Source organism: Streptomyces niphimycinicus, from assembly GCF_018883605.1.
GTDB classification, from domain to species: domain Bacteria; phylum Actinomycetota; class Actinomycetes; order Streptomycetales; family Streptomycetaceae; genus Streptomyces; species Streptomyces niphimycinicus.
Window position 1 is genome coordinate 1 of sequence record NZ_JAHLEM010000513.1, and the last position, 12965, is coordinate 12965.

The window sequence follows — 12965 nt, forward strand, 5'->3', positions numbered from 1 at the left end:
GCGATCCGCGGGTGGGCGGCGGGGCCGCTCTCCGACCACCGCCGGGAGGCGCCCCCAACGCCGGACGCCAAGGGCCCGGCGGCGTCACCGCCGGAGCTACAGACACGCAGGCCAGCGGACGCGGCGGTACGTGGCCGGGCGCCACCGGATGCGGCGGCTCCAGCCCGGACCCACCGCCGGGAGGCACCCGGAGGACCGGACGCCACGGCCCCGGCGGCGTCAGGCAGCGGTGCTACAGGCACGAAAACCCGGCCGGGCACGGCCACGCACAGCCATGCGTCACCGGATGTGGCGGCTCCAGCGGGGGCCGACCTCGGCCCAGGCGCGGCCCCATTCCCGGGTGCGGGCGCGGTCCAGGCGCCAGCGCGCTACGCCGCGTCCGGCCAGTGATATCGCGCCCACGCCCGCCGCGGCCGATGTCCCGGCGAGCACCGCGCGGGTGGCGATCTGCTCGGGGGTGGGCGGTCGCTGGACCAGTTGGCCGCGGCCGTCGGTCCAGACCTCGGTGGCGGTGCCCGCCTTGCTGCCGTCGTGGACCCGGGCCGTACCGGTGTGGACGGTGCCGTCCGGCCCGGTCCACCGGACGATCGCGCGCACCTGGCCGGTGGTGGACCCGTCGCCCGCGGGCTGCGCGACCGGCGCGTCCTCCTTCAGGACGGCGGGCACCCGGTGCCGGTCCGCCCGCTCCTGCTGGAGCGACGCGTCCACGGCCGTGCCCGCGGCCACCCCTGCCGCCGGGCCGCCGACCGCCATCACCACGCCGGTGACCAGCACGACCCACGCCTCGATCACATCCGAGCGGCGTCTGAGCGGGTTGCGCCGCCACCGCCATGTCCGCCGCCCCCGCACTTCCGTGCCCATGTCGTGACCGTCGCACGCGCGGGGAGGGCGGGACGAGGGCCGGGCAGCCCCCTTGGGGGTCCGTTCGGCCCTGGTACCGCCCTGACCTGCTGCGCCACGATTCCCACCGGGGGCAGGGCGGACGGTGGACGAACAGTGCGAGAGCCCATGACCGAGACACGAGCGACACCGGCGACACCGGCGACACCGATCAGGGTGTTCGTCCTCGACGACCACGAGGTCGTCCGGCGCGGACTGCACGACCTCCTGGACGCCGAACCGGACATCGAGGTGGTCGGCGACGCGGGAACCGTCGACCACGCGCTGGCCCGGGGCCCGGCGCTACGGCCCGACGTGGCCATCCTGGACGTCCGGCTGCCGGACGGGGACGGCATCACGGTCTGCCGCGAGCTGCGCTCCCGGATGCCGGACCTGGCCTGTCTGATGCTGACCTCGTTCGACGACGACGATGCCCTGCTGGACGCGATCATGGCCGGGGCGGCGGGCTATGTGCTCAAGCAGATCAAGGGGTCGGACCTGGTCTCGGCGGTGCGCACCGTCGCCTCCGGCCAGTCGATGCTGGACCCGGCCACCACCGCCCGGCTGATGAGCACCCTGCGGGGGGACACCGCCCCGCAGGAGCCCAGGGACGAGGTGCTGGCCGGGCTGTCCCCGCGCGAGCGGGAAATCCTGGTGCTGATCGGCGACGGGCTCACCAACCGGCAGATCGGCAAGCGGCTCTTCCTGTCCGAGAAGACGGTCAAGAACCACATCTCCCGGCTGCTGGCCAAGCTGGGCGTGGAGCGCCGTATCCAGGCGGCGGTACTGGCGACCCACTCGGCCCCGCCCCCCACCGACGACCATCCGGGATGACCCGGGTCCTGGGCCGCACCGCCCCCGTCCGTAACCCCGGCGGACGCCCGACCACGGCCCCTTACGGCCCCACCACCGACGGCGCCACCGGCGCGAGGAGACCCCATGCAGCCCGCAACGCTCGACGCGGCGATCCTGGAGAAGCTCATCTCCGCGGCCGTGGCCGCCCCGTCGATGCACAACACCCAGCCGTGGCGCTATCGGCTGAACCCCGACACCGTCACGCTGGAGGTCCGGGCCGCCCCCGAGCGGGCGCTGCGGTACGCCGATCCGATGGGCCGGGCGCTGAGCATCTCCGCCGGGGCCGCCGTGTTCAATCTGCGGGTCGCCGTGGCCCACTTCGGCTGGGACCCGGTGGTCCGGCTGCTGCCGTACCGGTCACAGCCCGATCTGCTGGCCACGGTGCGGCTGGCCGCGTCGCCTCACGACCTCGACGGGCAGGACGGCGACGGGCACGACGATCCGCACCACGACGATCCGCACCACGATCTGTACGACGTCATCTGGCGGCGGCACAGCAGCCGCTCCCCCTTCTCCGGGCGCCGACTGCCGCCACGGGTGCTCTACGAACTGGCGGAGGCGGCCCGCGCACACGGCGCCACGCTGTGGCTGGCGGGCCCCGAGGAGACCTCGCGGCTGCTGCGGCTGACCGCCGAGGCGGAGCGGCGCGCCTCGGGGGATCCGCGTCGGCTCGCCGAGAGCCGCGACTGGGTCCGCGAGACCGGGCCGTACGGCATCCCTGCGGCCTCCCTCGGGCCACGGGACGTCACCGGGCGGCTGCCGATGCGCGACTACCTCGGCCCGGGGCCGGACGGCCGCCGGGGCGGCGATCCGCCCACCGTGGCGTTCGAGAGCCCCCCGGCCATCGCCGTACTGGCCACGGACCAGGACCGGCGCACCGACTGGCTGCGGGCCGGGCAGGCGCTGGAACACGTGTTGCTGCTGGCGACTTCGTACGCGGTCCGGGCGTCCCTGCTGCACCAGGCGCTGGAGTGGTCGGATCTGCGGTGGTCGCTGAGCGACGCCCACCGGACGCCCGGCCATGTGCAGATGCTGATCCGGCTGGGTTACGGACCGGTGGGGCCGGTCACTCCGCGCAGCGAGGCGGCCGAGACCCTGGACGCCGAGACCCTGGACGGGGGCCGCTGACCCTGGACGGGGGCCGCTGACCCGGCACAGGCCCCGCCGACCCGGCACGAGCCCCGCCGACCCGGCACGGCCATCGCCTACCGCTCCGGCAGCGGTACCCCCCACACCAAGCGGGTGCCACCGCCCGGCGGCTCCCCCAGCTCCAGCTCGCCGCCGAGCTTCTCGGCGCGCTCGGCCATGTTGCGCAGCCCGCTGCGGCGGCCGCCCTCGGGGCAGCCCACCCCGTTGTCCGTGACCATGAGGGTCAGCCGCCCGGCCGCCACGACCAGCGAGATCTCGGCGGCGCCGGCCCGTGCGTGCCGGGCGATGTTCGACATCGCCTCGGCCAGAACGGCCACCATGTCGTCCGCGACGGTGCGCGGCACATCGGTGTCGACCAGGCCCTCGGTGCGCAGCGAGGGGGTGAAGCCGAGCGCGGGGACGGCCTCCTCGATGGTCTTGGCGGTACGGACCCGCAGCCCCTGGACCGCGGGGCCCGCCTCATGCGAGCGCAGTCCGAAGATCGTCGAGCGGATGATCTTGATGGTGTCGTCCAGGTCGTCCACCACCCGCAACAGCCGTTCGGAGCCCTCCGGGTGCTGGACGAAGCGCAGCGTGGACTGCAACGTCATTCCGGCGGCGAAGAGCCGCTGGATGGCCAGGTCGTGCAGATCGCGGGCGATCCGGTCGCGGTCCTCCAGCAGCGCGAGCTGCTCCGCGTCGCGCCGCCGCTCGGCCAGTTTCATCGCGATGGCCGCCTGGCCCGCGAAGCCCAGCAGGGTGTCGGTCTCGATCTGGGTGAAGGCGGGGCTGTCCGCCATACGGGCCAGCAAGAGCACCCCGCCCACTCCGTCGCTCCTCCGCATCGGCACCGCGACGGCCGGGCCGAGCCCCTCCCAGCGCTGCGGGCCGACCGTGATCCGCGGGTCGTTCTGGACATCGGTGCTGGTGACCGGCTCGGAGGCGGTGAAGGCCGCCCCGCCGAAGGTGCCCCGGCGGGGCAGCACCAGACCGCGGTGGGCCTCGGCGTCGGTCCCCGCCGCCAGCGCGACCTCCAGTTCGTCGGTGCCGGGCACCGGCAGCATCAGCACGCCCAGATCGGCGGTGAGGATCCGGCGGGCGTGCTCGACGATCAGCTCCAGGACCCGGGTCTCGTCCACTCCGGACAGCAGGCTGTGGGTGACCTCGGCGTTCGCCTCCAGCCAGCGCTGGCGGTGCCGGGCGTCCTCGTACAGCCGGGCGTTCTCGATGGCCACTCCGGCGGCCACGGCGAGGGTGGACAGCACCGTCTCGTCCTCGCCGTCGAACTCCTTACCGCCGCGCTTCTCGGTGAGATAGAGGTTGCCGAAGACCTCGTCGCGCACCCGGATGGGCACCCCGAGGAAGGAGCCCATCGGCGGATGGTTCGGCGGAAAGCCGTAGGAGGCCGGATGCTCCGAGAGTTCGGCGAGCCGCAGCGGCTGGGGGTGGCGGATCAGCTCCCCCAGGAGGCCGTGGCCGGACGGCAGATGCCCGATCGCCTCGATCCGCTCCTTGTCGATGCCCACCGGCAGGAATTCGGCCAGCCGCTGGTCCTCGCCGATGACCCCCAGCGCGCCGTATTCGGCGTCCACCAGTACCACGGCGGCCTCGACGATCCTCCGCAGCACATGCGAGAGATCCAGCTCCCGGCCCACCGACAGGACGGCTTCCAGCAGGCTGTGCACCCGGTCCTGGGTGCCGCGCACCCCGTCGATGCGCAACTGGAGCTCTTCCAGCAGCTCGTCCAGTCGAAGCTGGGGCAGTGACTCCGTACTCCTCGTGCTCTCCATACCCACGGTGCCTCCGTCGGCCTCACCGCGCTCGGCGCGGCATTCCGCACGGCCCTCACTCTCTTCACGGTAGCCGCGCCCGGCCGATGGTGAGTGGGTCGGAACATCTTGGCGTGCGGGAGCACGTTGGCTAATGTGCGGGCCTGTTCGCTCTGGAGCGTTTCGACACCCAAGAAGGGTGGACCACCAGATGCCCCTACGCCTCCGCCGTCGCCTCCTCCTCCCCCGTTTCCCCCGGCCACCCCGGCCACCCCGAATCCCCCGGACCTCCCGCATCTCCCGGGCCTCCCGCACCTCCCGGATATCCCGGATCGCCGCTCTCGCCCTGGCCCTCGCGCTCGCCGCCCCCGCCTCCCCGGCGGCAGCGGCGAATCCCCCCGATCCGCCCGCGGATGTCTACAAGCTGCTGGAGGACCCCGAGGTCACCTCGGTCGGACAGGAGCCCGCCCATGCGCGGCTGACCCCGTACGCCGACATCGCCGGCGCCCTCGACGGCGGCTCCAGGAGCCGCTGGACCGCCTCGCTCGACGGCGCCTGGAAGCTCCATATGTCCGACCGCCCCGAGGAGGTGCCGAAGGACTTCTTCACCGAGGGCTACGACACCTCCAGCAGCGGCTGGCGCAGTGTGAGCGTGCCGCACACCTGGCAGACGGACGGTCTCGACCATCCGGTGTTCCGGAACATCCCCACCGAGATGTATCCGGACGCTCCCCCGAAGGTCCCGCACGACGTCAATCCGACCGGCGCCTACGTCAAGACGTTCGAGCTGCCGAAGAGCTGGGACAAGCGCCGGACGTTTCTCCGCTTCGAGGGCGTCACCAGCGGCTATCTGCTGTGGGTGAACGGCTCGTACGCCGGCTATGACCAGGGCGGCTACACCCCGGCCGAGTTCGACATCAGCGACCGGCTGCACCCGGGCCGCAACACCGTCGCGGTGCAGGTCCACCGCTGGGGTTCGGGGGCGCATCTGGAGGACTACGACCAGTGGCGGTTCTCCGGCATCTTCCGCTCGGTCGGGCTGTACTCCACCCCGGCCACCTATCTGCGGGACATCACGGTCAAGACCGATCTGGACGCCCGCTACCGCGACGCCCGGCTGACCGCCGAGGTCGAGGTGGCCGCCAAGGGCCCGCGGCGCGCCACGGATGGGCGCAAGGTCCTCGGCACGCTCTACGACCGTCGCGGACGCAAGGTGACAACGATGTCGGGAACGGTGGACGGCGGCAGCGGATCCACCACCCTCACCGCCGATGTGGCCGATCCGGCCAAGTGGACCGATGAGACGCCCGACCTCTACACCCTCGTCGTCCGGCTCACCGATGCCGACGGCACGGTCACCCACACCACGGCCCAGCCGGTGGGCTTCCGCGAGATCGAGATCAAGGACAGACAGCTCCTCGTCAACGGCAAGCGCATCCTCGTCAAGGGCGTCAACCGCGCCGAGACCGACCCCGGCACCGGCCGCCACGCCACCCGGGAGCGCACCGCCTCGGACGTCTCCCTGATGAAGCAGCTCAACATCAACTCCGTGCGCACCTCCCACTACCCCTCGGATCCCTACCTCTACGAACTGGCCGACGCCCGCGGCCTGTGGATCGACGACGAGGTGGACATCGAGACCCATCACCACGACGCCTGCCCGGACGACTGTCTGGCCGAGCGGCCCGAGTGGCAGGCAGCGTTCATGGACCGCCTCACGGCGATGTACGAACGGGACAAGAACCATCCCAGCGTGCTGATGTGGGACACCGGCAATGAGGCCGGACTGGGCAAGGCCCACTACGCGATGGCCGACTTCCTGGACCGCGAGGACCCGGCCCGGCCGGTCTACCACCAGCCCAACAGCCCCGACGGCGACGCCCCGTTCGCCGATGTGTGGGGCCCGCGCTACCCCTCCCCCTCGGGTCTGGAGGAGAAGGCGAAGGCCACCACCAAGCCCATCATCATGGGTGAGTACGCCCACGCCATGGGCAATTCGCTCGGCAACTTCCGGGAGTTCTGGGATGTCATACGGAAGTACCCACAGGTCCAGGGCGGCTACATCTGGGACTGGGCGGAGCAGAACATCACCCAGCCGCTGCTGACCACCCCCGACACCTCCGGCAACGACATCCTCTCCTACGTCTCCGGGAAACCCGAGCTGGTGGCGGGCCACCGGGGCAAGGCGCTGGAGCTGTCCGGTCTTGACGACTTCGTGGAGGTCTACCGCGACCCGAGGCTGGACACGGTCTCGGACGCGCTCACCCTGGACGCCTGGGTGAAACCCGCCGACTGGACCGGCTCCTTCACGGTGATCGCCAAGGGCGACCACGGCTATGCGCTGAAGATGCGCGACAAGGACACCCTGGAGTTCTTCGTGTACGGGGACGGCGACTGGCACACCGTCGCGGCCGATGTCCCCGACGGCTGGTACGGCTCCTGGCATCGCGTCTCGGGCACCTTCGACGGCCGGACGCTCCGGCTGCTCGTCGACGGGAAGCAGAGCGCGTCGGCCGACTGGACCGGCACCGTCGGCTCCTCCGCGCAGCCGGTGAACATCGGCCGCAACCCGGAGACCGACCAGGAGAACATCCGCACCCGGATGGCACACGGCACCGTCGACCAGGTCCGCGTCTACCACAAGGCGCTGAGCGCCGATCAGCTCGCCGCCGACCCCAGCACGGACGCGGTGCTCGCGCTCGACTTCGACCGGCTCGACCGTAAGGGGGAGTTCCTGTCCTATGGCGCCGGGACCGGCGGGGTCGACGGGGTGGTCTCGTCCGACCGCACCGTCCAGCCCGAGGCCCGCGCCATGGCCGCGGTCCACGCCCCGATCCGTATCTCGGGCGACGAGGCCCGCACGGGGCGGATCGAGGTGCGCAACGAGCGGTCCTTCACCGGCACCGACGACCTGCGGCTGCGCTGGCGTATCACCGAGGGCGCCCGCACCCTGGCCCAGGGCAGCCGCGCACTCGGCCTGGCCCCGGGCGAGCGGACCACCCTCCAATTGCCGAAACCGCCCGCCAACCCCCGGGACGCCGACCGGCAGTTGACGGTGGAGGCGGTGCGGGCCGCGGACACGGCCTGGGCGAAATCGGGAGACCGGTTGGCGGTCGAGCAGTTCGACATCGGCGGCCGGCAGCTCGCGGGCACGGTACCGGCGCGGGCACCGGGAAAGGTGAAGGCCACCACGTCCGGTGGCCGCCTCACCGTCACCGGCGAGGGCTTCTCGTACGGCTTCGACCGGACGAGTGGCGAGCTGGTCTCCATGAAGTCCGGCGGCCGGGAGCTGCTCGGCTCCGGCCCCGAACTGGACGCCTGGCGGGCTCCGCTCAGCAATGAGATCGGCTCCGAGGAGGGGCCCTGGCGCGAGGCGGGCCTGGACCGGCTGCGCACCGAGCCGGGCAGGGTCACGGTGGACGAGCGGGACGGCGAGGTCGTCGTCACCGTGCCCTCCTCCGCCGCCGCGCCCGGAGTGAAGGACTCCTCGTTCGCCCAGACCCTGCGGTACACCGTCAGCGGCACCGGGGAGCTGCGCCTGGACCACCGCGTCGAGGCCCGGGGTGCGGCGCGCACGGTGCCCTATCTGCCCCGCATCGGGCTCTCGCTCCGGCTGCCCGACCGCTACGACCGGTTCACCTGGTACGGGCGCGGGCCGCAGGAGAACTACACCGACCGCGAGGACGGCGCACCGGTGGGGGTGTACTCCACGGACGTGGCCGAGCAGTTCGCCGGATACACCAAGCCGCAGGACTACGGGAACCACGAGGACGTCCGCTGGGCCTCGCTGTCCGACGGCAGCGGCGGGCTCCTGGTGTCGGGCGACTTCTCGGCCGGGGTGACCCCGTACACCGGGATCGACCGCGCCGCCTATCCGTTCGCCCTCCACAAGGACCCGGTAGGCAACACCCTGCACCTGGACCACGCGGTGAGCGGGGTGAGCGAGACGTTCCACACCGTGCTGCCCGAATACCAGGTGCGGCCCGCCAAGGAGTACGCCTACACCCTGCGGCTGCGCCCGCTGACCGGCCCCGAGGCCCGCACCGGCACCCCGCGCGGCCCGGTGGTCTGCGCCCCGGAGGCCAGGCTCACCGCCGCCGACACCACGGTGGCGGCGGGCGGGTCCACCTCGGCGGAGCTGACCGTCAGCAACCCTTGCGACACCCCGCTGCGCGATGTCACGGCGGCCTTCGGCCTGGCCGAGGGGTGGACCGCCGAGCCCGGCACCCTCGACCTCGGCGACCTCGCGGCGGGCCGGACCGCGACCGTAAAGACCGAGATCACCCGCGGCGAGGACACCCCGGACGGTCTGCGGCCCGCCGTCGCCGACGTCCGCGCCACCTCGGCGGGCGGTGCGCGGGTGAGCGGCTCGGCGTCGGCCGAGATCGACGGCACGCCTCCCCCGCCGCGCGGCGACGTGGCGGTGTCCACGCTCGACTTCCTCACCGCGGACAACGGCTGGGGCCCGGTCGAACGCGACCACAGCAACGGCGAGTCCGCCCCCGGCGACGGCAAGACCTTGACCGTCGGCGGCACGGCCTACGAGCGCGGCCTGGGTGCCCACGCCGATTCGACGGTCGAGGTCTTCCTGGGGGGCGACTGCTCGTCCTTCACGGCCGAGACGGGCGTGGACGACGAGGTGGGGGCCGACGGCAGCGTCGTCTTCGAGGTGTACGCCGACGGCGAGCGGGTGTACCGCGGCGAGACGCTGCGCGGCTCGGACGCGGCCGTACCGGTGAAGGCCGACATCGAGGGCGCGCAGCGGCTCCGGCTGCGGGTCACCGACGGCGGCGACGGCAACGCACACGACCACGCCGACTGGGGAGCGGCCACGGTGCGCTGCGGAACGGGAGGCACGGGGTGAGCTGACGGCGGATGGGCGCGGGCCCCGGTCACGCACGTCTGGGGCCCGCGCCGTCCGTCCCGTCCTGGGGGCCCGGGCCTTCCGTCCCGTCCCCGGGGCCCGGGCCTTCCGTCCCGCCCTCGGGACCGCGCCATCCGTCCCGTCCCCGGGGCCTGCGGCTTCCGTCCAGTCCCCGGAGCCCGCGGCTTCCGTCTAGTCCCCGGCCTCCGTGCCGTCCGGCCCCTGGAGCAGTTCCTCGAGCCGGTCCAGGAAGATCCGCTGCTTGGTCACGAGCTTCCGGCGGGCCTCGTCCGGGCCGAACCAGGCGACCCGGTCGATCTCGGGGAACTCCCGCATCCGGCCGGACCCCTTCGGCCACTCCATGGTGAATGTGCCGGGGGTGATCCGCTCCGGGTCCAGATCGCCCGCGAGCGCCCAGACGGTGACCTCCTTGCCCCCGGTCTGCGTCACCGAGCCGAGCGGAATCGGCTCGCCGCCGGGCGGGGGCATGCCGAGTTCCTCCTCGAACTCCCGGCGCGCGGCGGCCTCCGGGGTCTCGTCCTCGTCGTACTCCCCCTTGGGCACCGTCCAGGCGCCCGCGTCCTTGGCGGCCCAGAACGGGCCTCCCATATGGGCGAGCAGCACCTCGATGGCCGGACGACCCGCCGGGCCCGCATCGCGGTACAGCAGGAGTCCGGCACTGCGCTGACGAGTCACAGCGACCAGTGTGCGCCCACCCCGCCGGGGTGGAGTGCCGGGCTCGCCGGGTCAGCCCTTGCGGGCGTAGCCGAGGTAGGTGACCAGCGGCCGGGCGTCAGGGGCCAGGACGAAGTCGACGATCGGCGGGATCTGCTCATCGCTGATCTGCCCCTTGCGGCGCGCCATGGTGGCCTTGACCAGGCTGCGCGGGTCCTTGGGCTTGAAGTCGCAGATGTCCTCGTTGCGCAGCCCCTGCCGGTCCAGGGCGGCGGTCAGTTCGGCGGGGGTGCGCAGCCGCGCCGCCGTGTAGCGGCCGGCCGGCATGATCCGGGTCATCGGGACGCGCTGGAAGGCGCCGAGGTAGATCAGCCGGGAGAGCAGGGTGCGGTTGACGGTGTCGTAGATCAGCACACCGCCGGGCCGCAGTACTCGGGCGGCCTCCGCGAGCACCCGGTCCAGCTCCGAGGTGATCTCGAAGGTGTCCGCGTAGTAGGCGAGGTCGAACGCGCCGTCGGGGAGGCCGAGTTGCTCGGCGGGCGCGGTGCGGTACTCGATCCCGGGGTGCCGGCCCTCGCCCGCCTCGCGCGCCATCTCGGTCGCGGTGGCGGAGGGGTCGACGGCGACGACGCCGAAGCCGAGTCCGGCCAGCCCGCGGGCCAGCAGCCCGCGGCCGCTGCCCACGACCACGGCGCGGCTTCCGGACGCGGAGAGGTCCGCGCCCTCGAGGGTGGTGCGGACGTACTCCAGACGGCTGTCCTGAAAGGTGACGGCCCGGATCTGACGGCCGTCGACGGCCTCCGGCGACCGTGAGTCCAGTTCGATGTGCGGGGCGGCGGCCATCGTCTTCTCCCTCACGGGTGCGCGGATTCGCGGATTCACCGGTGCCTGGGGTGGCCCGGACGGGCTCGCCCGGTTCCCCGAGGAAACCTAACATTCTTAAGTTCCCTCAGGGAACTCGGCTAGGGTTGTGTCATGACCCGTACTCCGCTCGCCGATGTGGCCTGCTCGATCGCCCGCGCCACCGATCTGTTCGGCGACGCCTGGACGGCGCTGATCATGCGGGATGTGCTCACCGGGGTCACCCGCTTCGACGATCTCGCCCATGACCTGGGCATATCGCGGAAGGTTCTGGCCGCTCGACTGTCCCGGCTGGTGGAGGAGGGGGTGCTGGTCCGGGAGCGATACCAGGAGCGTCCGCCGCGTGAGCACTATCGAGCCACCCCGAAGGGCGAGGAGCTGTATCCGGTGCTGCTCGCCCTGATGGAGTGGGGCGACCGCTGGTACGCCGGTCCCGCCGGGCCGCCGGCCCGGATCCGCCATCTCGGCTGCGGGCTGGACACCACACCGGTGTCCGCGTGCGCCCACTGCGGGGAGCCCCTGACGGTCGGCAACACCACCCAGCTCCCGGGCCCCGGTGGACGCACCGGACCCGGCACCCGGGTGCTCGGCCCGCTGCTCGCCGCGCGGGAGGACACCCCGGAGACCGGGCGCCCGGCGACGGTTTGAGTCAACGGCACGGGGCACTCGGCGCCACAAGCCGGGCAGCCGACCACGAGGAGCGCCGACCATGCGCTACGAAGAACTGACGGGCCTGGTCCAGGCCCGGGCCCAGCTTCCCGACCGGCAGTCGGCCGAGCGGGCGATACGGGCGACGCTCGAAACCCTCGCCGAACGCATCCCGGGCGGGCTGGCGGACCATATGGCGGCGCAACTGCCGCGGGAGGCGGGCGAGCCTCTGCGCCGGGTCGCCGCCACACACGAGGGCACGCCGGAGGAGCGGGCACACCGGCGGGACCACGGCGAGCGGTTCGATCTCACCGGTTTCGCGGGCCGGGTCGCCTGGCGCACCGAGCACACCGAGGACGAGGCGCTGCGCGAGGCGGCCGCCTTCTTCGAGGTGCTGGACTCGGCGGTGGACCCGGAGCTGATGGAGAAGCTCTACGGCGTGCTGCCGAGCGACATCCGGGAGCTGCTGCCGGAGGCGCGGGCCGAGTAGGGCTCACGGCCCGCCTACGGGGTGCCCGGCGGGTCTTTCCCCTCCCCGCAGCATGCATTTGCGGCTCCGCCGCGTGGTGGGGCTTCGCCCCAGGTCCCGGGGGCCAGGGGCGGAGCCCCACCACGCGGCGGAGCCGCATATCGATGCCGAAGGAAGGGGCGGAGCCCCGGTTGCGGGGTCTGGGGCGAAGCCCCGGTTGCGGGGCCTGAGGCGAAGCCCCGGTTGCGGGGCCTGAGGCGAAGCCCCGGTTGCGGGGCCTGAGGCGAAGCCCCGGTTGCGGGGCCTGAGGCGAAGCCCAGTTGCGGGGCCCTGGAGGACGAAGTCCGGTTGCGGGGTACGGGACGGAGCCCCGGTTGCGGGGCCTGAGGCGAAGCCCAGTCCGGGACCCTGAAGGGCAAACCCCGTTGCGGAGCCTGAGGCGAAGCCCGGCCCGGGACCCTGAAGGGCAAACCCCGTTGCGGGGCCTGGCACGGAGCCCCGGTTGCGAAGCCCGGTCCGGGCCTTGGAGGGCGAAGCCCGGTTGCGGGGTCTGGGGCGGAGCCCGGTTGCGGGGTCTGGGGCGAAGCCCCGTTGCGGGGCCCTGGAGGGCGAAGCCCGGTTGCGGGGGCTGGGGCGGAGCCCCGGTTTCGGGAAGGGGCGGGGAGGGGCATAGCCCGCCGCAGGCGCCCAGCACCGTCGAACACGGCCTACGGCCAGGAAGGCTGCCGCCCCGCCGTACACAACGGGGGAAGCACCGCGGGGCGGCAGCGGCCGAGCCGGGAGACTCGGCCGAGCCGCGCGGGCGTGGGATGTTCCC

General features: G+C 73.1%; 9 protein-coding genes. 5 read left to right on the forward strand and 4 right to left on the reverse strand.

Annotation, left to right across the window (positions count from 1 at the left end):
• Positions 1-279: 279 nt before the first annotated feature.
• A complete protein-coding gene (locus KN815_RS34325; RefSeq protein ID WP_253209413.1) occupies positions 280-861 on the reverse strand; it encodes an Rv1733c family protein in 582 nt (193 codons plus the stop codon).
• 147 nt (positions 862-1008) lie between these two features.
• On the opposite strand from KN815_RS34325, the gene KN815_RS34330 reads away from it, so the two are divergent.
• A complete protein-coding gene (locus KN815_RS34330; protein ID WP_216345755.1) occupies positions 1009-1713 on the forward strand; it encodes a response regulator in 705 nt (234 codons plus the stop codon).
• Between the two features lie 105 nt (positions 1714-1818).
• On the forward strand, positions 1819-2862 hold the full coding sequence (locus KN815_RS34335; RefSeq protein ID WP_216345756.1) for an Acg family FMN-binding oxidoreductase: 1044 nt from the start codon (positions 1819-1821) through the stop codon (positions 2860-2862).
• A gap of 77 nt (positions 2863-2939) precedes the next feature.
• On the opposite strand, the gene KN815_RS34340 is transcribed toward KN815_RS34335, so the two are convergent.
• Positions 2940-4652, reverse strand: coding sequence for a sensor histidine kinase (locus KN815_RS34340; RefSeq protein WP_216345757.1), 1713 nt, complete (start codon positions 4650-4652; stop codon positions 2940-2942).
• A 190-nt stretch (positions 4653-4842) separates the two neighbouring features.
• Between KN815_RS34340 and KN815_RS34345 the strand changes: the two genes are divergently transcribed.
• A complete protein-coding gene (locus tag KN815_RS34345) occupies positions 4843-9495 on the forward strand; it encodes a glycoside hydrolase family 2 TIM barrel-domain containing protein (RefSeq protein ID WP_301184679.1) in 4653 nt (1550 codons plus the stop codon).
• A 192-nt stretch (positions 9496-9687) separates the two neighbouring features.
• Here KN815_RS34345 and KN815_RS34350 read toward each other — a convergent pair whose 3' ends face one another.
• Together KN815_RS34350 and KN815_RS34355 are read right to left on the reverse strand one after the other, a co-directional pair.
• Positions 9688-10191, reverse strand: coding sequence for an NUDIX hydrolase (locus KN815_RS34350; protein WP_216345758.1), 504 nt, complete (start codon positions 10189-10191; stop codon positions 9688-9690).
• 51 nt (positions 10192-10242) lie between these two features.
• Positions 10243-11013, reverse strand: a complete 771-nt coding sequence (locus KN815_RS34355; RefSeq protein WP_216345759.1) for a class I SAM-dependent methyltransferase — start codon at positions 11011-11013, stop codon at positions 10243-10245.
• Between the two features lie 132 nt (positions 11014-11145).
• Between KN815_RS34355 and KN815_RS34360 the strand changes: the two genes are divergently transcribed.
• Together KN815_RS34360 and KN815_RS34365 are read left to right on the forward strand one after the other, a co-directional pair.
• Positions 11146-11679: a winged helix-turn-helix transcriptional regulator gene (locus tag KN815_RS34360; RefSeq protein ID WP_216345760.1), complete on the forward strand. Its 534-nt coding sequence runs from the start codon at positions 11146-11148 to the stop codon at positions 11677-11679.
• 61 nt (positions 11680-11740) lie between these two features.
• Complete coding sequence (locus tag KN815_RS34365) at positions 11741-12169, forward strand: DUF2267 domain-containing protein (RefSeq protein WP_216345761.1); 429 nt, start codon at positions 11741-11743, stop codon at positions 12167-12169.
• Positions 12170-12965: the final 796 nt, after the last annotated feature.